General features: G+C 63.2%; 17 protein-coding genes. 8 read left to right on the top strand and 9 right to left on the bottom strand.

All coding sequences use genetic code 11. The features are described 5' to 3' along the window. The first annotated feature begins 68 nt into the window (after positions 1-68). Genes phnD through phnX form a run of 5 tightly spaced genes read left to right on the top strand, consistent with a single transcriptional unit; the run spans position 69 to position 4,602 of the window. On the top strand, positions 69-959 hold the full coding sequence (gene phnD, locus ACE04A_RS07850) for a phosphonate ABC transporter substrate-binding protein (protein WP_485820017.1): 891 nt from the start codon (positions 69-71) through the stop codon (positions 957-959). Then, positions 956-1,765: a phosphonate ABC transporter ATP-binding protein gene (gene phnC / locus ACE04A_RS07845; RefSeq protein WP_485820016.1), complete on the top strand. Its 810-nt coding sequence runs from the start codon at positions 956-958 to the stop codon at positions 1,763-1,765. Before phnD ends, phnC begins: the two co-directional genes overlap by 4 nt. Before the next feature lies 1 nt (position 1,766). Further along, positions 1,767-2,585, top strand: coding sequence for a phosphonate ABC transporter, permease protein PhnE (gene phnE, locus ACE04A_RS07840; protein ID WP_448716148.1), 819 nt, complete (start codon positions 1,767-1,769; stop codon positions 2,583-2,585). Between the two features lie 26 nt (positions 2,586-2,611). Next, complete coding sequence (psrA, locus tag ACE04A_RS07835; RefSeq protein WP_448716149.1) at positions 2,612-3,703, top strand: iron-containing alcohol dehydrogenase PsrA; 1,092 nt, start codon at positions 2,612-2,614, stop codon at positions 3,701-3,703. Positions 3,704-3,762: 59 nt separating this feature from the next. Continuing rightward, positions 3,763-4,602 carry a phosphonoacetaldehyde hydrolase gene (gene phnX, locus ACE04A_RS07830; RefSeq protein WP_485820015.1) on the top strand — a complete coding sequence of 280 codons (840 nt, stop codon included), beginning with the start codon at positions 3,763-3,765 and terminating at the stop codon, positions 4,600-4,602. Between the two features lie 91 nt (positions 4,603-4,693). Here phnX and ACE04A_RS07825 read toward each other — a convergent pair whose 3' ends face one another. Together ACE04A_RS07825 and ACE04A_RS07820 are read right to left on the bottom strand one after the other, a co-directional pair. Then, the gene (locus tag ACE04A_RS07825; RefSeq protein WP_259246887.1) at positions 4,694-5,578 is read right to left on the bottom strand and encodes a LysR substrate-binding domain-containing protein; all 885 of its coding nucleotides are present in this window, start codon (positions 5,576-5,578) and stop codon (positions 4,694-4,696) included. 63 nt (positions 5,579-5,641) lie between these two features. After that, entirely contained in the window at positions 5,642-7,786 is a 2,145-nt protein-coding gene (locus ACE04A_RS07820) for a phosphocholine-specific phospholipase C (protein ID WP_448716151.1), read from the bottom strand. Here ACE04A_RS07820 and ACE04A_RS07815 point away from each other — a divergent pair. Further along, positions 7,776-8,147 (top strand): hypothetical protein, encoded by a 372-nt coding sequence (locus tag ACE04A_RS07815; RefSeq protein WP_259246879.1) that lies wholly within the window; start codon positions 7,776-7,778, stop codon positions 8,145-8,147. The two genes, ACE04A_RS07820 and ACE04A_RS07815, sit on opposite strands and share 11 nt — an antisense overlap. Here the strand turns inward: ACE04A_RS07815 and ACE04A_RS07810 are convergent. From ACE04A_RS07810 to ACE04A_RS07780, 7 genes are all read right to left on the bottom strand, one after another. Beyond that, positions 8,137-10,353 carry a hypothetical protein gene (locus ACE04A_RS07810; protein WP_485820014.1) on the bottom strand — a complete coding sequence of 739 codons (2,217 nt, stop codon included), beginning with the start codon at positions 10,351-10,353 and terminating at the stop codon, positions 8,137-8,139. The two genes, ACE04A_RS07815 and ACE04A_RS07810, sit on opposite strands and share 11 nt — an antisense overlap. Before the next feature lie 184 nt (positions 10,354-10,537). After that, positions 10,538-12,283, bottom strand: coding sequence for a SulP family inorganic anion transporter (locus ACE04A_RS07805; protein ID WP_485820013.1), 1,746 nt, complete (start codon positions 12,281-12,283; stop codon positions 10,538-10,540). 63 nt (positions 12,284-12,346) lie between these two features. Further along, positions 12,347-14,038, bottom strand: coding sequence for an aspartate-alanine antiporter (gene aspT / locus ACE04A_RS07800; protein ID WP_259246865.1), 1,692 nt, complete (start codon positions 14,036-14,038; stop codon positions 12,347-12,349). 67 nt (positions 14,039-14,105) lie between these two features. Further along, a complete protein-coding gene (locus tag ACE04A_RS07795) occupies positions 14,106-15,521 on the bottom strand; it encodes a TolC family protein (protein WP_448716154.1) in 1,416 nt (471 codons plus the stop codon). A gap of 11 nt (positions 15,522-15,532) precedes the next feature. Then, positions 15,533-16,675 (bottom strand): HlyD family secretion protein, encoded by a 1,143-nt coding sequence (locus ACE04A_RS07790; RefSeq protein ID WP_485820012.1) that lies wholly within the window; start codon positions 16,673-16,675, stop codon positions 15,533-15,535. A 12-nt stretch (positions 16,676-16,687) separates the two neighbouring features. Continuing rightward, positions 16,688-17,164 carry a DUF3302 domain-containing protein gene (locus ACE04A_RS07785; protein WP_448716156.1) on the bottom strand — a complete coding sequence of 159 codons (477 nt, stop codon included), beginning with the start codon at positions 17,162-17,164 and terminating at the stop codon, positions 16,688-16,690. A gap of 213 nt (positions 17,165-17,377) precedes the next feature. Next, on the bottom strand, positions 17,378-17,536 hold the full coding sequence (locus tag ACE04A_RS07780; protein WP_448716157.1) for a hypothetical protein: 159 nt from the start codon (positions 17,534-17,536) through the stop codon (positions 17,378-17,380). A gap of 189 nt (positions 17,537-17,725) precedes the next feature. On the opposite strand from ACE04A_RS07780, the gene ACE04A_RS07775 reads away from it, so the two are divergent. Both ACE04A_RS07775 and ppk2 read left to right on the top strand, forming a co-directional pair. After that, positions 17,726-18,316: a helix-turn-helix domain-containing protein gene (locus ACE04A_RS07775; RefSeq protein WP_448716158.1), complete on the top strand. Its 591-nt coding sequence runs from the start codon at positions 17,726-17,728 to the stop codon at positions 18,314-18,316. Between the two features lie 153 nt (positions 18,317-18,469). Continuing rightward, positions 18,470-19,318: a polyphosphate kinase 2 gene (gene ppk2, locus ACE04A_RS07770; RefSeq protein WP_448716159.1), complete on the top strand. Its 849-nt coding sequence runs from the start codon at positions 18,470-18,472 to the stop codon at positions 19,316-19,318. Positions 19,319-19,846 lie beyond the last annotated feature (528 nt).

Genomic DNA, 19,846 nt, shown 5'->3' with positions numbered 1-19,846 from the left:
AATATGAAGGACATGTGACACCCCCAAACTTCCTGGCATTCCTCCTCCACTACACCAGGATGCCTGCCATGAAGTCCCCCATTCGTAGTACCGCCCGCCGTTCCTTCACCGCCGCCGCCGCGGCGCTCGCCCTCTGCGTGCTGGGCGCCGCCACCGCGCACGCGGCGCAAGACACGCTCACCATTGGCCTGATCCCCGCCGAAGATTCGCAGGCCATGATCGAATCCAGCAAGCAGGTGATCGAGCAGTTGCAGCAACAGACCGGCATGAAGGTAAAGCCGTTCGTGGCCACCGACTACAACGGCATCATCGAAGCGCTGCGCGCCAAGAAGCTGGACGTGGCGTATCTGGGCCCCTTCTCGTATGTGCTGGCGGCCTCGGTCGCGGATGTCGAGGCCTTCGCGGTTGCCGTGACCAAGAAGTCCGGCAAGAGCGCCTACAAGAGCTTGATCGTGGTGCGCAAAGACAGCGGCATCACCAGCGTGGAAGGCCTGAAGGGCCACACCTTTGCCTTTGTGGACCCCAGCTCGACGTCCGGCCATCTTTTCCCGAAGTCCGGCTTGGAGCAAGCCGGTTACGACCCCGCCAAGCTGTTCTCGCGCGTGGTGTTCTCGGGTTCGCATGATGCCAGCCTGCTGGCCGTGGCCAACAAGAAAGTCGATGCCGCCGCCGTTGCCGACCGCATTTACGCCAACGCCATCGCCAAGGGCCAGTTGCGCCCGGACGAGTTGAGCGTGGTGTGGCAGTCCAGCGACATCCCCGAATCGCCGATGGTGTGGCGCAAGGATCTAGACCCCGCCCTCAAGGAAAAGGTGGCGCGCGCGCTGGCCAACATCAAGGACGTGCCGTGGGGCGACCAAGGCATGCTTAACGGATTCCAGCCCACCAACGACGCGGCCTACAACGTGGTTCGCGACACCGCCAAGGTGCTGAAGCTGGACCTGCGGAGCATGAAATGATCCAACTGCGCGGCCTGACCAAGCGCTACGGCGCGAACGAAGTGCTGCGCGGCGTGGATCTGCAAGCGGGCGCCGGCGAGTTTCTGGTGATACTCGGCCAATCCGGCGCCGGCAAGTCCACGCTGTTGCGGTGCATGAACCGCCTGGTGCACGCCGATGCGGGCGACATGACCGTGGCCGGCATCAACGCCATGGCCGACCGTGACACCCGGGCGCTGCGGCGCCAGGTGGCCATGATCTTCCAGCACCATGATGTTGTGCCGCGCCTGTCGGTATTGCGCAATGTGCTGACCGGACGGCTGGGCGCCGTGCCGGTGCTGACGTCGGTGTTGCAGCTATTCAGCCGCGCCGACGTCGCCCTGGCGCAAGAATGCCTGGTGCGTGTTGACCTGGCGCACAAGGCCCAGGCCCGCACGGACTCCTTGTCGGGGGGGCCGCGCCAGCGCGTGGGCATTGCGCGTGCGCTGGCGCAACGGCCGCGCGTGATTCTGGCCGACGAACCCGTTGCCAGCCTGGACCCGAAGACCGCACGGCTGGTGATGCGTTATCTGCACGATGCCACGCGCGAGCTCGGCATCACCGTGGTCTGCAACTTGCACCAGGTCGATTACGCACGCGAATTTGCCGATCGAATCGTGGGGCTGGCGCACGGCCGCGTGGTCTACGACGGCCTGCCCGGCGCCATGCAGGAAGCCGACCTGGCCCGGATCTATCCGGGCGCGGAACCCTCGGGCGACGCAACCACTACCGGCATCGACGCACAGTTTGACGCCGAACCGCTGCAAGCCGCGCCCAAGGGAGCCTGAAATGGACGACAAGAAATACATGTGGGTGGCGCCGTTGCCGACCAGCTTGAAGGGCTGGGCCTGGGTGGCGGCGGCGGTAGCGTTGACGATGGCCGCGCTGCAATGGAGCGCCCAGGGCGCGCAACTGAGCGCCTCTGAGCTTGCCGCGGGTATCCCGCAGATTGCGGACTTTCTTAGCAGGACCTTTCCGCCCGACTGGCGCATTCTGGAATCGCTGGTGGCCCCGGCCGTCGAGACCGTGCAGATCGCCATCTGGGGAACCTTGCTGGGTGTGCTGGGCGCGCTGCCCGTGTCGTTCCTGGCCGCGCGCAATCTGAACGTCAATCCGTGGCTGTATCGCGCCACGCGCCAAACACTGAATGTGATCCGCAGTATCAACGAACTGATCTTGGCGTTGGTGTTCGTCGCGGCCGTGGGCCTGGGGCCTTTTCCTGGCGTGCTGGCGCTGGCCCTGCATGGGATAGGCATGCTGGGCAAGTTCTTTGCCGAAAGCATAGAGGAAATCGACGAGGGTCCGTTGGAAGCGCTGCGTTCCACGGGTGCCAGGCCGTTGCAGGTGATTGTGTTTGGCGTGCTGCCGCAGGTGATCACGGCCTGGATCGCGGTGATTCTGTACCGCTTTGAGGTCAACCTGCGTTCCGCCACGGTGCTGGGCATGGTTGGCGCCGGCGGGCTGGGCTTTGAACTGGTCAGCAGCCTGAAACTTTTCAAGTACCAGGAAACGGCAACCTGCATCGTGGTCATCACCGTGATGGTGATCGTGGCCGACATGATTTCCAACCGCCTGCGTGCCGCTATTCGCGAGAACGGGCGCGGTTGAATCCCCTATATTTTTCAGAGACTGACATGTGGCATTTTCATAATCCCGTCGGCATAGACGCTGGCGAGGGTGCGCTTGAGCGCTTGCCGCAACGGCTGGGCAAGCGGCGCGCAATCCTGATCGCCTTTCCGGAAGCGCGCCAACTCGGCTTGTGCGACCGAATCCAGGCGATGCTGGGCGAACAACTGGTGGCGATCGAAACCGATGTGCAGCCCAATCCGGACGTAGCCTGGTTGGCGCCGATGTATGAACGCCTGTGGCGCGAATATCCGGACGTGGAATGCATCATCGCCCTGGGCGGCGGCAGCGTCATCGACTGCGCCAAGGCCATGCTGACCCGCACGCCCTCGGGCACCTTCGACGAGCTGCTGGCCTGCCTGTCCGGCGACGCGGCCATGACCAGCCCGCCCGACCGCGTCCGCGCCTTGATCGCGTTGCCGACCACGGCGGGCACCGGCAGCGAAGTCACCCCCTGGGCCACGCTGTGGGATCAGCGGCAAGGCCGCAAGTACTCGCTGCATCTGCCCTGGACCTGGCCGGAAGCAGCCTTGATCGACCCCTCGCTGATGCTCAGCCTGCCGCCAGGCACGACCCTGGCAAGCGGCCTGGACGCGCTATCCCATGCGCTGGAATCGTTATGGAACATTCATCGCAATCCGGTGTCGGCCAGCCTGGCGGTGTCGGCCGCGCGCCAGGTGCTGGCTGCCCTGCCCTTGCTGATGCGGGATCCGTCCAGCAAGGTCTTGCGCTCGCGCGTGGCCGTGGCCGCCGCGCTGGCGGGCGTCGCGTTCTCCAACACCAAGACCGCGCTGGCGCATTCGCTTTCTTACGGATTGACGCTGGAACATGGCATTCCGCATGGCATTGCATGTTCGTTCAGCTTGCCTCGCGTCATGCAATTGGCGTTTGGCGTGGACCCGGAACTGGACGCGCTGCTGTTGTCCATATTCGACGCGCGCGACGCCGAGCATGCTGTGTCTGTCCTGACGGCGTTCCTTGAGGACCTGGGTGTCAGCACGGACCCCGCCTCTTATGGCGTGGCCCCGGAACAGTGGGACGAGCGCGTGGCCGACGCCTTGCTGGGCCCGCGCGGCCAGAATTTCGTCGGCGCGCGATGAGCCGCGCCGCCTCGCCCTTCGCCGACTTCGGCACTTCAACAACTCTCAGGCTGTTAAACATGAATCAGGCTTCCCCCTTCCCGGGCGAACAACTTCCCAAGATCGAAGCGGTCATTTTTGATTGGGCCGGCACCCTGGTGGACTTCGGTTCCCTGGCGCCCACGCAGATCTTCGTCGATGCGTTCGCCACCTTTGGCATGTCGATCACGCTTGAACACGCGCGCGGCCCCATGGGCTTGTCCAAGCGCGACCACATCCGCACGCTACTTGCCGAACCCGGCATTCAGGCGGCGTGGGTCCAAGCGTTCGGGCGGGGCTCGACCGACGAGGATATCGATGCGATTTATCAGCGCTTCATGCCGATGCAGATCGAGAAGGTTGCCGCGTACTCGCAACCGATTCCGGGCGCCGTGCAGGTGCTGCAAACCCTGCGCGAGCAAGGCGTCAAGATTGGCTCTTGCTCGGGCTATCCGCGCCAGGTACTGGACGTGCTGCTGCCGCACGCGGCGGCCGCAGGCCTTGCGCCTGACTGCGTGATCGCCGGCGACGAGCTTTCCGCGGGCGGCAGGCCGGGCCCCTACATGGCCCTGGCCAACGTGCTGGCCTTGGGCGCGCAAGATGTGCGCCGCTGCATCAAGGTGGATGACACCACGCCGGGCATCGAGGAAGGTCGCAACGCCGGCATGTGGTGCGTGGGCCTGACGCTGTCCGGTAATGAAGTGGGCTACTCGCAAGCAGAACTGGCCGCCGCCGATCCCGCCGACGTAGAAACGCGCGTCGCGCGCGCCGCCAGCCGCCTGACGCAGGCCGGCGCGCATTACGTGATCGACAGCGTGGCCGATCTGCCTGGTGTCATTGAGCAGATCCAAGAACGACTGGCGCGCGGCGACACGCCCTGATCCAAGGCCAGTCGCTGACGCCAACAGCAAAGGCTCCGGCGGGATTCACATTCCGCCGGAGCCATCTTTTTCGTAGCGCTGCCCTTCCCCATCAAGCAACCTCCACGCCCGCCGCGCCGCAGCGCTGGATGGCATCGAAGAATGATGAAATCAGGCGGCTATCCCGACGCTCGCGCAAACAGCAAACGTGGATATGCGTCGACACCACGTCGCCTTCAATACGCACCGGCCGCAAGCGCGGGTCCGGCACATATTCCGATTCGGATACCGTTCCCACGCCCAAGCCGCGCACGACCGCCTCGCGCAGCGCCTCGCGGCTGCCGATTTCCATTGCCACCTCCACCGACACATCGTGCTGCCGCAGCGCATCTTCCAGCGCCTTGCGCGTGGTGGAACCCGGTTCGCGCATCAACAAGGGCTGCGCCGAGAGCTCCTGCAACGCAATAGATTCGCGGTGGGCGAAGGGATGGTCCACCCGCACAAACGCAATGACGGGATAGCGCGCATAAGGCTGCATGTAGTAGCGGTCTTCCGGATAGCGGCTGGCCACCACGCCCACGTCGCAGACGTATTTGTCCAGGTCATCCAGCACCACTTCGGAGTTGCCCAGCGTGATGGAAAGCGAGATGCGCGGATAGACGGCGTGATAGGCCTCGATCATTTCCGTGACATGGTAAGGACCTACCGCGCCCACCTTCAGCGCCCCGCGTTGCAGCTTGCCGCTATCGTCCAGCATCAGCCGCATATCGCCTTCCAGCGACACCATGCGACGCGCCAGCGGCAGCATTTCCAGGCCTAGCGCGGACAGTTCCACGCGCCGGCCCCGGCGGTGGAACAGTTCGGCACCGTACTCCCGTTCGATCATCTGAATCTGGGAATTCAGCGTGGTGTGGCTCATGCCCAGGACACGGGCGGCTGCCGTAAAGCCGCCGTGCTGGGCCACCATGATGAATGCGCGTATCTGATTAAGCGTCACGGCGTGTCTCTGCTGACCATTGATGTTTGCGATGGCCGCCATGATGCCGCACGCACATGACGCTTACGCGACCCCCATGACCGGGTCGCTGGTACTGTCCTGGCCGGTTTCCATGCGGCCGGCAAAGCGGCGTTCAAAGTCGTTGCCCATCGTGACGGTGAAGTCATACCAGTTGTTCGCCGCCTCGACCGACCAGCGCGGCTCAACCTGCATGCCCGGGTCTACGGTGTAGGTCCAGGGGCCGTCCGTGCGATAGGCGTTGGCCGTCACGGTCACCGTCGCGGGCGCCGTGCCCATGTTCATGATGGTCAACGACACCGCGCGGCCGCGCTCGTCATAGCAAACGCGCACCTCGGGGTTCGGCCCACTGGCCAGCGCACTGATGTCACCCTTGAAGCGGCGGTGGTATCCATTGGGACCCAACACCCACAGGCTGTACTGGCCCGCGTTGTCGGCGGTGGCCTGCCAGGCGTCCGAGATCATCTTGCGACCTTCCACCGTGTAACGCCGAGGGAAGCGTGCCAGGTTGAGTTCGTCGTACACATGAAACACCGTGCCTTGCGCGCCGGTATTGCTGAAGGTCAGCCAGACCTGTCCGCTGCTGACATCCACGTTGGCGCTAGTGTGCAGGTGATAGGGCAAGGCGCGCGATGGACGCACCAGCAACGCCTGCGTGGGCAGGGGCACCGTGCCCACATCCGGCACCGGCACACTGCCCGAGCCGACTTGCTGGGCCAGCGTCGCATCGGCCTCGGCACGGGTCGGCGCCGGTATCAGCAAGGGCTTCGCGGTATTGGGATCCTTGAAGTTGAAACACGACATCAAGTCGCCGAAGACGGCGCGGCGCCACGGGCTGATGTTCGGCTCGGCCACGCCAAACCGTTGTTCCAGAAAACGCAGCACCGACGTGTGATCGAACTGCTGCGAGTTGACCCAACCGCCCACGCTCCACGGCGAAATCACCAGCGTTGGCAAACGCGGCCCCGCGCCAAACGGCCTGCCGTCGGGCGTGACCTTGCTGGTGTCTCCCGGCGGCGCGGGCATGGTGTAGTACTCGTTCTCGATGTCCACCGTTGACTTCCCGGCCTGCGTGCCGTCGGCCGCGCGCCAGGGCGGCGCGGGCGGCGGCATGTGGTCAAAGAAGCAATCGTTTTCGTCGTAGTTCAGGATCAGGACGGTCTTGCTCCACACATCCGGGTTCGCGGTAAGGGTATCCAGCAGCTTCTGCACGTACCATGCGCCCTGCCCCGGCACCGACATGCTGGGATGTTCGCTATAAGGCCCGGGCGCAACAATCCAACTTACCTGCGGCAGCGTTCCCATGGCGATGTCGTCCGCAATGGCTTGCAGGTATCCGCCATCGGGCATGGTGTTGCCGAACCCCTTGTACAGCGGCGACAGAGCCTCCATGGTGGGCGTATACGGCGCGGACGGAGAGCCGGATGCCGCCAGCCGTTCATTGACGGCACGATATGCGGCAAACGCCACCAGCTGGTTGTTATTGCTGTTGTTGCCCGGCGTGTTGTAGACCTTCCAGGTGACCCCGGCCGCTTGCAAGCGTTCCGGATACGTCATCCAGTCCAGGCCATCTTGCGAGGGGCCCAGGCCGCCCCAGTTGGCGTTGGTGACGCAGGCGTGACCACTGACGTTTGCGCCGTTGGTGCCGCTCCACAGGAACATGCGGTTCGTGAAGGTGCCGGTGTTGATGGCGGTGTGATAGGCGTCGCAGATGGTGAAGGCGTTCGCCAACGACCAATGAAGCGACAAATCCGATTGCTGCAAATACCCCATGGCAACCTTGGTGTTCTTGGCACGCGGCCATGCCGCCATTCGCCCGCCATCCCAGGCCGCCTGCTGATCCGCCCAGTTATGCGCGCCGCCCACGCGCAACGCGTTGCCCTTGGTGGCATCCAAGTAATAGGGTTGCACCGTGCCCGACGTGCCCTGTTGTATCCAGACTGACTCGCCCGACGCCATGGGTATGGTGAAGCGGTCGCTGAACCCACGGACGCCGGGCATGGTGCCGTAGTAGTGGTCAAACGACCGGTTTTCCTGCATCAGAATAATGACGTGCTCAACGTCGTTGATCGTGCCCGTGGCGTTGTTGGCCGGAATGGCGAGCGCGCGCTGGATGGCCGGCGGAAACGGTCCAAGCGCGGCGGTCGCGGCGGCGGCGCGCAAGAAATTGCGGCGGTTCATGAAGGTCATGGTGATCGGTATCCGTTCGATAGATGATTGCGGCGGCGCGCGGGCGCCGCCGCCATGTGCTCAAGGCGCGCAGTCCAGCGTCGAATTCAAGGCGGGGGGCTGCGTCGCATCGGTCCCGCCATCGGGGCAGGCGCCGGCGGATGGCGGCGCCACAATCGGCGTCTGTGCGACAGCCGAGCCATCGCTCGCCTGGGCGGTCGGGGATGGCGTATCGCTGTCCGCCTCATCATCGCCGCCGCATCCCGCCACCAATGCGCACGCCATCGTGGCAGCAAGCGCGGCCTTCAGCGCCGATGCGCGTGCGCCCAAGCCGAAAAGCCGAGTCAGGGAGGTTTTCATCGTTCTATCCCTCACTGCGTGATCAACGTCGACACGGGCTTGTTCGACAGGAAGATGGATTGCAGCTCGCCATCGGTCAGTACCCGGTTCCACATCGCCAGGTCACCAAACATCTGTTGATAGGGAGGCGCGGTGGTGCATTGCCCGACGGTATAAGGCGGCTTGGCGCCACACTTGTTCATCAGGTAGGCACCGGTGCCATCGTCGCCGATGCCCCATTGCGGGTAGGCCGACAACTTGGACAGATCCACGGCGCCGGTCGATTTGCCCGTCGCCACGCGGTTGATCGCACCCGTCACGGAATCAAACACCACCATGTTCATGGTCTTGGCCACGCCGTCGACGGAAAACGCGATGTAGATCCAGCGGCCCACCGTGACCTGCGTGTAGGGGCTGGTGGGGCCGTCCGCGCGCACGCCGCCCGAACCAATGTTGAAAGCGATGCCGCACTGGTTCCCCGAACTTGAGAACATGCCGATCGCCACCCCCGCATTGCCACCACTCACGTAGTTCTTGTTCGCCAAGATCGTGACGTTGCTGCGCGGCACGCATTGGTCCGCCTTGAACCAGAACCCGATGGTGAACTGCGGCGCCGTCCCCTTGGACACATCAAAGCCGTCGGCGGGAGTCAGGCGGTAGCCTTCCAGCCCGTTGACCGTGACGAAGTTGGTATCGACCAACAGGCCGTTGGTGCCGGCAAACGGCCCCGGCACCACCAGGCCAGCCGAAGCAGGCAAGTCGCTGGAAGCCGGACCCATCGTGCTGTTGCCCTGCACATCCACGGGCGGCAACGTCGCACTGAACGGGTAGTACGACACCAAACCATTCAGCAAGGTGGGCTCCAATGGCACAGGCGGCGTATACGTGAGCGGCGGGCTGGTAATGGCGCGCGATGCGGCAGCGTCACCTTCGCCGGCTTGGACGGTGTAGGAAAACTGATAGGTTCCCTTAGCCGTCAGATCCGCCGTCAGTTGATTGTCGATATACGTTGTCGCCCCCGCCGGCAGGCGGGACGCAATGACGCGGCCATCGCGCAGCACGTCGATGGTGCGGTCTGACGGCGCCGTCCATGTCAGCACCACATTGACTGACGCCGAGTTGTTGTCCGCCACCTTGGCCGACAGGTTCGTGACCGGCTGCGGCCCCAGCAGCCTGGCGCCATCCAGCGCGTACTGTGCCGTGTCGGGCAAGGCATCCAGATAAGCCAGCACCGTAGGCGCGACATCCGCGATGCTGGCGTAGCCATACAGGTCCGCCAGCGCCGTGGGCACCGGCGCGCCAACGCCTTGCATGCCGTTGTTCGCGCCTTGGTTCAAACCAATGAAAGTGGCCGATTCGGGCACCAGCGGCAGCCCGTCGTCCTGGCTGTTGTCGCTAAGCCCATGGTTGCCCGTCACAACCACCAGCCATTGGCTGTCCTTGGCCTTGGCCGCTTCATCAAGCATGGCCCCTACCGCCTGGTCCAGCTTGGTCAACGTGGCCGCGTAATTTGGCGAATTCACGCCATAGTTCAGCGCGGCGTCCTTGGCGGAACGGAACTGCGCAACCACCGTGCGATACCCGCTGCCGATCATCTGCACGGCCTGACCAGACACGCAGTCCAGCGTGGCGGCATTGGTGGAACAGTCGGCCATGGTATCCAGATAGCCCGCGTCGTGGTCCGCCACCAGCAATTGCGCCAACTCGGCCGAAGCCACGGCCGCGCCGTTCAGGCCCGTGCCCTTGGCCTTCACCTGTTGGAAAAGCGTGGCGCCGCGCAAGGCCTGCACGGGGGCATTGGAGATCACGCCATGCCGGTTTGCCCAGGTGCCGGTCAGCAGCGTCGCCCAACCCGGCATGTCCAGGGTGGGCTGCTGGCTGGGTGTTCCCGCGACGCCGCCGCTGTAAGCCAGTTGCACCTGAAGACGCGCCAGGTTCGGCAGCGTGCCGGTAGCCATGCCGCTTTGCACCGCGCTGTAAATGGCGCTATCCATGTCGATGACCAGCGCATGACGGCTCGTGGACGCCTCGGGCGGCTGCGGCGTGGTGGGTGTTTCGGGTTGGGTCGGAGCCGAATCCGAATCGTCGTCGCTGCCGCCGCACGCGGTCAGTGCCAGCGACAACATCGCGGTTGCGGCCAGGCGGCTCCATGCGGCCAGGCGGCGGTCCCTGTGCACTAGCGAGGCGCGCGGCGCCAGATGCGCGTGCGTGCGCGCCAGGGTTGAAGTAGCTGGATGCTCGACTCTCATTTTTCGACGATCTCCGTTTGGGAAAGAATGGTCGAATTTGAGCCGAGCGCGGTTACGCAGTCGCGACGATTTCCTAGGCTCTGATCGTCTTAACTGTCGATTTTTTCGGATGCTCGATCACACAAGCATAGGGCGCGATGCCTGTAGCGCCTTTTCCTGACTGACTGGATACCTGGGGCCCCCTCTACCCTTCATGCTTGCCCGGCGCCCTTCCCCCGTCCAGATACTCTTCCACCGCACTCTCCACCGTGGGATGAAAGTGCGCGTCACTGAAAACCTCCGCCAGTTCAAAGCGCTTGAGCTTGTCGCGCACCGGGTCCTTCATCTCGGCAAAATGCAGTTCAGCGCCCTGCTGGGTCAGATGCTGGCTTAGCTCGCGCAGCATGTCGGCCGACGTCACGTCGACGCTGGTGACGGGTTCTGCCGCCACCACCACGCGCCGCACCGGCGTGGGCGAAGCCTCGACGGCTTGCATCAGCCGTTGCTGGAACAGCTCGGCGTTGGCAAAGAACAGAGGCGCATCCCAGCGGAACAGCACCAGGCCGTCGATCAGGGCGGCATGGGGGTAGCGCTTCAGGTCGTGGTAGCCGCGCACGTTCGGCACACGGCCCAGCACGGCAAAATGTGGGCGCCAGCCGTCCCACAGGAATTCGATGACGGCGATGACCACGGCCAGACCGATGCCGGGAATGGCGCCGAACGCGGCCACGGCGGCAAAGCACAGCATGGATAGCCAGAACTCCCATTGCTGGATGCGGTAGATGCGGCGCAGGTCCTTGAATTCAAACAAGCCGATGGCGGCGGCGATGACGACGGCGGCCAGCGCGCTGCTGGGCAAGTAGCGCAGCAGGTTCGGCGCCAGCAACAGCAGGACGGCCACGGCAACCGCCCCCACAACGCCGGTAAGCTGGGTGCGCGCGCCGGCCGCCTCGGCCACGGGCGTGGGCGATGCGCTGCTGCTGATGGGAAAGCCCTGGAAGAATCCCGCCGCCAGGTTGGCCATGCCCAAGCCCACCATTTCCTGGTTCGGATCCACGCGCGTGTGCGTGCGGGCGGCATAGGTGCGCGACAGCACGCTGGTATCCGCGAACGCGATCAACGCCACGGCGCAGCCGCCCAGCACGATCGTGGCCCAGTCCGCGTTGCTCAGCCACGGCAAGGTGAACGACGGCAGCCCTTGCGGGATCTCGCCCAGCACGCTGACGCCCTGGGCGTCCAGCCTAAAGAAGCTGACCGCCAAGGTGGCCAGAATCACCGCAATCAAAATGCCTGGCACGCGGTCAAAGCGCTTTAACAGCAGGATCATCGCCAAGGTTGCCGCGCCCACGGCGAAGGCGTACCAGTTGGTGTTGCCATCCATCACCGCCTGCGCCAGCAGCCACAGTTCCTGCAACGGGCCGCGGCCGTCGATCGGGATGGCGAATATCTTGGGCAACTGGCTCACCAGCACCGTGAACGCAATGCCGTTCATGTAGCCATAGCGTATGGGCTTGGACAGCAACTCGGTGATGAACCCAAGCCGCAGCAGGCCCAGCACAATGCAGAACAGGCCCGCGACGATGGCCATCAGGCTGGCCACGGCCACCGCGCGCATGGGGTCGCCGCCGGACACGCTGAGCACCACCGCCAGAATCGGCGCGGCAAGCGCCGAGTCCGGCCCTAGCACCAGGATTCGGCTGGGGCCGAATATTGCATAGGCCAACAGCGGCACGATGGTGGCGTACAAGCCATAGACGCCGGGCACGCCCGAGGCCTCGGCGTAGGCAATGCCCACGGGCACCAGCATGGCCGTCAGCGCCAGACCGGCAGCCAGGTCCCTGGGTAGCCAAGCCAATTCATAGGACCTCAGCACCGCCAGCCCCGGCAGCCAGCGCAGCCAGTGCCGGGGCGGGTTGTCGACAGCGGCGGGCGGGGGCAAAGGGGAAGCCATGAAACACCTGGTTGGTCGCAGGCTGGGCGACGGGTAGTTGAAAAGACAACAAGGGGTTGGACGTCAGTACATCAGCCAGACGATTACCGTTCCCCAGGTGGTGATCAGGATATGCCCGAACGCGACCGTGCCGGAATAGCCGATGACGGCAATGGGGCTCTCGGATTTTTCCTGCACCGCGGCAAGGCCGGCCGTCATGGTCTGCACCCCGGCCAGGGCGCCCAGCAATAACAGCGGTTCAAGACGCAGCACATATCGGCCCACCAGCAAACCAACGAATAGCGGAACCATCGTCACGACGATACCCGCCAGGAATATCGTCAGCCCGACTTCTTGCAGGGCTGCCACAAAAAGCGGGCCGGCCTTCAGCCCGATCATGGCGACGAACCCCGCCAGCCCGATCGACTTCATGAACTCAAGCGCGCCATGCGATATGCGGCCAAACAGCGGCTTGGCCGAATTCCGCCAGCCCACCAACAGGCCCAGGATCAATGTGCTCACACTGCTGCCCAACGCGATATGCATGCTGCCTATGGGAAGCACCAGCGATATCCCCACCACCGCGCCGATAAAGATGCCAAAGCCCAGCGCGACAAAATCCGTGGCGTCCGATGCGCGCACCACGCTGCCGACGCGGGCGGCCACCCGCTCAACGGCAGGCTCAAGCCCCACGATGTTCAGCACGTCGCCACGCAGAAGCACCGTGCCCGGGCCTATCGGTATTTCTTGCCCCGCGCGCCGGATATGGCGCAGGAACACGCCGCGCACTTCCTCGGCTTGTTCGGCGATTTGAGCGATCGTCTTCCCGACGAAATCTGCGTTGGACAGCACTACGTCGAACATCGCGCTGGGGATGTCGAGCAGCTCTCGGTCTGCTTCCGCGACCGCGTTGCCCTCCAGAAGTTTGAGTATCACCTCGCTTTTGCCTAAAACAGCGACCACGTCCCCAGCCAGCAGGACTGTCGCGGGTGTGGCCAAGAAGATTGCGCCGTCGCGCCGGACGCGCTCAACGAAGATGCGCTCGGGGGCATGCAGGGATTCGACCCAGGCCACGGTTTGGCCCACGGCGGGGTGATCCGCCTGGATGCGATACGCCCGCAACTCGAATCTGCGCCAGGCAGAGGTCACGCCCGCCTTCTGCCGCTGAATGCCGTACACCTTTTCAAGCCGCGCGCCTTCGGCCTTCAGGTCCACGCCCAACAGTTTTGGCCCCAGGCTGGAACAGAACCAGATGACGCCGAACGTGCCGAAGATGTAGCACAGCGCATCCGCCACGGCGATCTGGCCGATCAGCCGGTCTTGCTCTTCGACACCGATGGGCAGATTTCGGATCGCTTCGCTTCCTGTGCCGATCACAGGCGACTCGGTCAACCCGCCTGATATCAGGCCCACGGCATATCCGAGTTCGAGCTTGAGCAGGGCCGCCAGCCCCCAGGCGGTAAGCAAGCCCGCCACCGGGACAACGACGCCCAGCACCGCCCATCGCCACCCGCCATCCTTCATGCCGCGAAAGAAGCTCGGCCCCACGGAATAGCCGATACCGAACATGAACAGCAGGAACAGCACCTGCTTGGCGGTGTCGGATACCGGCACGCGGACGAAGTAACCAATCAACAGGCCCGCAAGCAAGGACCCGGTTACCGGCCCGAAGCCCACCCCGCGAAACTTGAATCCACCCACCCAATAGCCCAACCCGATTGCCAGGAAAACCGCCAGCTCGGGGTAGCGCACCAGCATGTTGCTAAAGTAGTCCATGGCGTTCGCCCCTAGAAAGACGACGTTCTACCTTCTGGAATGTCCCGTGACCGCATCCCCTGGCTCTCTATTCCGGGGAAGCCTCCGCAACAAAATGCCCGCCCAATGCAAGATGCAGATTCACACGCTGAACCAGGCGTTGCGCGCGGATGTGCATCAGGTCACCCTGAACCCGCAACAGATCGCGCTTGCGCTGCAACACATCAAAATCATCGAACTGGCCGATCTGCCGTTGCACGCGCGCCAACTCCAACGCACGGCGGCTCTCGGAATACTGGCGCTGTATCGAGCGCTCGCGCTGCGCCAACTGCTGCTCGCCCGTCAGGCCGTTTTCCACTTCCCCCATTGCCGTCAGGATCGCGCGGGCGTATAGCGCCAAGGCTTCGCGTTGCTGCTCCGTACGCAGCTCCAGCGTGACCTGGCTGCGTCCCCCGTCGAACAGGGGCCAGGACAGCGACGCGCCCACCGGGAAAACCCAGCTTTGCATGCTGGTGGCCAGGCCGGAATAGTCTTTCGTGAAGCGTCCGGCTCCGGCAAATATCGAAATGTTGGGCAAGCGCGCGGCCTTTGCTTCCTCGGCGCCAAAGTACGCCGCCACCAGCCGCTCGCGCGCGGCGACCAAGTCAGGCCTGCGGTCCAGCAAGTCCAAAGGCAGGCCGGGTGGCAGCAGTGGCGGCGCATCGGGAATGGTCTCGTTGGCTTCCACGACGCCGGCGGGGTAGCGTCCCAGTATCAGCTCCAATGCCCGCAAGGCCTGGGCGCGCGCCTGTTCGCGCTGGGCCACGACGTCAGCCGCTGCCGCCACCTGTTCCGACCAATACGCCACGTCCATTTCGCTGACCTTGCCGATGCGGCGGCGGTACTGCACCAGCTTGAGCTGCTCGTCGGTAGCGCCTTCAATTTCCTGCGCCAGCGACAGTTGGCCGCTTGCCTCCAGGGCCGCAAGCCAGCTTCGGGCCGTTAAGGCGCCGATGGACTGGCGGGCATAGGCGTAGTCCGCTTCGGCGGAACGGTATCCGGCTTCGCCAGACAGTTTTTGCGCCCGCGCCCTGCCCCACAGGTCGATTTCCCAGTTCAACAGAACGGCGTAGCCGTTGGCGGAAAACGCGCTGCCCGGCGTTGGGTCCGTGGCTGCGCGCGCGCCGATGCCGACAGTGGGCATGAGGTCCGCGCCGGCCAACCTGGCTTGGTGCGCCGCCTGTTGCATCCGGCTGGCCGCCACGCGCAGATCAATGTTGTTGGCCAGCGCTTCATTAATCAGCGTGGCAAGCGTGCCGCCGTCCGCAAAGCCGGCCCATTGCGGCGAGAACGCGGCGGCCGCGGTGCTGGCCGTCCATTGGTCGGGCACGTGCGTGCCGGACATTGCCTGCTCGTACAAGGCGGTGTCCTCTGGGCGGTCCAGGTTGGCGCAGCCCGCCATGAAGACCATGGCGCAGCACACCGTTGCAAGCCTGCGTGGGTCGATCGGGCGGCGCGCTGGCATGGAGGCCCCCGTCAATGAAGCTTAAGGACCAGATAGTCGAGCTTTGCGGAAACGCGGACGATCACCTTGCGCACCATGTGCAGCATCCCCAGGCTTTCTGTGTAGATGGCGGCCCGCCCGCGAGCGCCCATTGCCAGAGCCATGTCTTGCGGCGTTTCAAGGTCAATGCGCACCGCGAACTGCATGGGCGCGGCGGCGTGACCGCCTTCGGAGGTGGTGCCGGGCAGCGCGCCAGATGCCTGGAATTGGCCCTGCGACGTTGCCCAGACAATCGAATCCACCTTGCCTTTGAAGACGTGGCCGGGGACGGTGCGTAGCGACACCTCCACTTCGTTGCCGGGCTTTACCTTTGTGAGTTGATTCTGATCGAAGAAGGCGATCACCTGCTGCGTGGTCTCGACGAACGACATGATGGGGCGTAGCGGTATCGCGGCGGCATAGGAACCCACGCGCGCCTGCAAGTTGATGGCGTACCCATCGGCTGGCGCGTAGAGCGTGGTCTGCGCCAGTTCCCATTTCGCGGTATCCAGTTCGGCCTTGACCTGCGCCACCGCAACCTGGTCGCCGTCCACAACGGCGGATACGTTCAGCCGAACCTTTTGTTCCGCCTCGCGCGCCGCTTCCCAGTTGGCGATCCGTACCTTCAATTCACTTTGAAAACTCTGCACATCGTATTGGCTGCCCGCCCCTCGCGCCGCCAGGGCGGTGCTTTGGCGCAAGCGCATACGGGTCAATTCCACTTGCGCCAAGGCGGCCGCCGTCATCGATTGCGCCGCCGCCAGGTCGCGGTCCAGGGACTGCTGGGACGCTTGCGCATCGATAAGCTTGGCTTCAAGCTGCCTGACTTTCAGTTGATAAGGCTCGGCGTCCAGGCGCAGCAGTACGTCGCCTTTTTTGATCAGCCGATTTCCTTCCACGGTAATTTCCACCCCGCGCCCGGTCACCCTGGGGATGATTTCAACCACATAGTTGATCACCCGCGCCTCTGACGATGAGGGCGTGACGACATTGATCGTCAGCACAAGCGCCACCAAGCCGGCCGCGCCCACAGCGACCACGCCCACCTGCGATTGGATGTTCCACGGGAGCAGCTTCAGCTTGATGAACACAAGCCAAACCACCAGCCCATAGACGACGGCAATGAGCTCAAGCATTGCAACCCCTCGTCAACTAGCGGTTTCGGGACCGGGCCGTGCTTCCCGTCGGACTTCCTGTTGTGGACTGTTGTCGCTTCCTGGTTTGTTCGCGGTCGCCGTGTTGTCTTCCGTGGCGCTTATCTCCTGGTAATAGTGATCGTGCTTGTCTCGGCCGTAAGCCAGCCGGTACCCCACCGGCTTCGTATACGCCCACAGCCAGGCAAACGGCCACAGCATCCCACCGAAAACCAGGGACATCAGGCACAGCGCCTTGATGGCGTCAGCTTGGGGATGATGCCGTTTCTCGGCGATGACTTCCGGCAGGACGTGGAGCTTCCAGAATATCCAGATGGCCAGTATCGGCACCAGAACGAGCACGAACCAGACGAGCACATCGGCGATCGAGTCTTCCAGATGTGCGGATACGGCGTGCGCCGTCATGGGAATGAGGGTCGTCGCGGAGGTCAAGGCGACGACGAGTCGAGACCGCAATGTCGGAAGAAACATATAGCGCCCCTTTCCCCAATGAAACCCCTGCATTCAGCTCGTCACCGGGGTAGTCTTTTTATCAGGATGCTCATGCAAGGTCCGCGCGGGGCAATTACCGTCGTACCCTTTCACAATCGGCAATAACGGCCCCGAATATCGTGCGAACCTGAATTGCATTGTTGCTACTGACGGGTCACAAAGTCCATGCTAATTTCGGCAAAATGCCGTTAGTTACAGCGCCCAGAGGAAGATATGAATCTTCATCATTTCGAGTCGTTTGATTCGTATGCGCAAGCGATCCTGGCGGCGCACGCCCGCATATTGCTGCTGGGGCCTGGCGGTAACGAATGGCGCATCGGCCATCTTGATGTGTGTGGAATCGACGTTCAACGTGGCGTGGCGCCAGCGCCGAACTTATGCGAAGCGACCGGCCGTCCCACGCATCTGACATTGCTGTTGTCGCAACCGCCTTCAAGTCCAACCTGGTTGAACGGCCTGCCTTTTACTCAGGATTCCGTCGGCATTTTGGCGCCGTCCAGGGGCTACGCCTTTCGGGCGGCGGGGCCCAATGAGTGGATCATGATTGCCCTGCCGCTTGGTTCGGACTTGTTTCTGGGCAGCGGCTTGACGGCACAGACCCTGCGGCGCTGGGCCGACGCGGAAAGCATGCTGCATACCGACTATTTGCAGGTGGCAGCCTTGCGTGATGCCGCCATCACATCCATGGCGCCGTCGTGTCCGCCGGAAATTGGTCGCCGCCTGATCGAGCAGCGCTTGCTTGACCTGATCGCTTCCCGCACCCCGGTTGAAAGGTGCCGGGGACGCCCTTCGATATCCATGTCCAAGCTCTGTGAATCCGCCCTGACGGTTTTTCGCGAGCAAAACGCCACCGCGCATGTCAACGACCTTTGCAAAGCCCTGAGAATCAGCGAACGCAGCTTGCGTGACTTTTTCCTGGCGTGTTTCGGCATGGGCCCGGGGCATTATCTGTGCCTGCGCAAGCTGCATGACGTTCATTTGGATCTTGCTAAAAACCGCGACCCGCGAATGACCGTGGCAGATTGTTTTCTTCAGCATGGGTATGCGTATTCAACGTATGCGGCGGCCCACTATCGCAGATTATTCCTGGAAACGCCGTCCCAAACGCGGCACCGGCTGCGTCAGCATTAATACTGGGCACGCCCGATTTCGTTCCTTACGGCTTTTCGCCGGAATCATCATGGACGTAAGGCTTTAACTACGTTCACAATCAACGCCGGACGCCCGCACTGGTCACATTGATGCTTCCCATTGGACTCGCACAACGGGTTGAGGAGTGAAATCATGGCTAAGAAGAAGATGGCTGAAAAGAAAGCGGCTCAAAAGCTGGATGCGGAGGAAAACGGCGCGCCAGAGAAGACGGCGTTATCGGGCAAGCGATACGAAGAAGAACTGGCACGCCTGCACGTTGAACTGGTCAAGCTCCAGCAATGGGTCGTCCACACGGGCGCCAAGGTGTGCATTCTGTTTGAAGGACGTGATGGCGCCGGTAAAGGGGGCACGATCAAGGCCATCACAGCGCGCGTCAGCCCGCGCGTCTTCCGCGTCATCGCGCTGCCCGCCCCCACTGATCGCGAGAAGACCCAGATGTATATGCAACGGTACCTGCCCCTCTTGCCCGCCGCCGGCGAGATCGTGATTTTTGACCGTAGCTGGTACAACCGCGCCGGGGTGGAACGGGTGCTAGGTTTTTGTACCAAGGAAGAGGCCAAGGGTTTCTTGAAGGCGGTGCCGCTGGTGGAGCGCGCCATCACCGAGTCTGGAATCATTCTGCTCAAGTACTGGCTGGAAGTCAGCGAAGAAGAACAAACGCGCCGCCTTCAAGCGCGCATCCACGACGAGCGCAAGATCTGGAAGCTATCCAAACTGGATCTGGATTCGTACAGCCATTGGTATGACTATTCCCGTGCGCGCGACGACATGTTCGCGGCAACGGATACGGGTTTGGCGCCCTGGTTTATTGCGGATTCCAATAACAAGAAGCGGGTGCGCTTGAACATCATCAGCCATATCCTGCAGAGCATTCCGTATAAGGCGCTGCCCAGGCCAAAAATCACGCTACCGAAGCGGCAAAAGCCGCAAGGCTACCGCGAGCCCACCCACACGATCAGGCAAGTTCCGCAGAAGTTCTAGTCGCAGCGCTGCGGCGATATGGCCGAAATGGGCGGGGCTCGTCCAACGGCGCCAGGATAGGAAAACAGAATATTCCTCGGCGCCGGAGCTTAAGCATTGAAGACGCCGACGCAGCCCATGCGTCGCGAGGAATGTTGAGGTGTGTGCGCTGGTCCAGGTTCAGCCCGCTGATCGTATAGGTGACCAACAGCCCGTTGCAGCCAGGATTCGCCTTCCCATTCAGGTTGTTTACAAGCTTGACGTACTCACTAGGCGGGATTGTCTTCATTGTGGTCATGGCATCTGGCTCCCAGGCACCGCGTGCCTATCCCTGACTGCTTAGCTGCATTTTATTGAGCCGGGCCGAATCGTTGCGCGACCAATCCGGTCTGGTGAAGCAAATAGTTGACGAGGATCAACATCGATGCGGAGTCAATGCGAAAAGCCATGACGACGTGATCCATAGTGTGCTCAACACGGCCGTCCTCGACGTGCCACTCACTTCGCATGCTTCTTCGTCACCGACTACGGGTATCCACAAAGGAGAAG

The sequence above is a fragment of the Achromobacter colocynthidis genome (assembly GCF_057334535.1).
This window is presented reverse-complemented; position numbering and strand designations above follow the sequence as displayed.

Excerpts from the sequence above, each read along its gene's own strand:
- aspT (WP_259246865.1), bottom strand. The coding sequence starts at position 14,038 with ATGGACTACTTTAGCAACATGCTGGTGCGCTACCCCGAGCTGGCGGTT.
- phnE (WP_448716148.1), top strand. The coding sequence starts at position 1,767 with ATGGACGACAAGAAATACATGTGGGTGGCGCCGTTGCCGACCAGCTTG.
- ACE04A_RS07815 (WP_259246879.1), top strand. The coding sequence starts at position 7,776 with ATGAAGGTCATGGTGATCGGTATCCGTTCGATAGATGATTGCGGCGGC.
- phnC (WP_485820016.1), top strand. The coding sequence starts at position 956 with ATGATCCAACTGCGCGGCCTGACCAAGCGCTACGGCGCGAACGAAGTG.
- ACE04A_RS07820 (WP_448716151.1), bottom strand. The coding sequence starts at position 7,786 with ATGACCTTCATGAACCGCCGCAATTTCTTGCGCGCCGCCGCCGCGACC.
- ACE04A_RS07790 (WP_485820012.1), bottom strand. The coding sequence starts at position 16,675 with ATGCTTGAGCTCATTGCCGTCGTCTATGGGCTGGTGGTTTGGCTTGTG.
- phnX (WP_485820015.1), top strand. The coding sequence starts at position 3,763 with ATGAATCAGGCTTCCCCCTTCCCGGGCGAACAACTTCCCAAGATCGAA.
- phnD (WP_485820017.1), top strand. The coding sequence starts at position 69 with ATGAAGTCCCCCATTCGTAGTACCGCCCGCCGTTCCTTCACCGCCGCC.
- ACE04A_RS07805 (WP_485820013.1), bottom strand. The coding sequence starts at position 12,283 with ATGGCTTCCCCTTTGCCCCCGCCCGCCGCTGTCGACAACCCGCCCCGG.
- ACE04A_RS07810 (WP_485820014.1), bottom strand. The coding sequence starts at position 10,353 with ATGAGAGTCGAGCATCCAGCTACTTCAACCCTGGCGCGCACGCACGCG.
- psrA (WP_448716149.1), top strand. The coding sequence starts at position 2,612 with ATGTGGCATTTTCATAATCCCGTCGGCATAGACGCTGGCGAGGGTGCG.
- ppk2 (WP_448716159.1), top strand. The coding sequence starts at position 18,470 with ATGGCTAAGAAGAAGATGGCTGAAAAGAAAGCGGCTCAAAAGCTGGAT.
- ACE04A_RS07775 (WP_448716158.1), top strand. The coding sequence starts at position 17,726 with ATGATTGCCCTGCCGCTTGGTTCGGACTTGTTTCTGGGCAGCGGCTTG.
- ACE04A_RS07795 (WP_448716154.1), bottom strand. The coding sequence starts at position 15,521 with ATGCCAGCGCGCCGCCCGATCGACCCACGCAGGCTTGCAACGGTGTGC.
- ACE04A_RS07785 (WP_448716156.1), bottom strand. The coding sequence starts at position 17,164 with ATGTTTCTTCCGACATTGCGGTCTCGACTCGTCGTCGCCTTGACCTCC.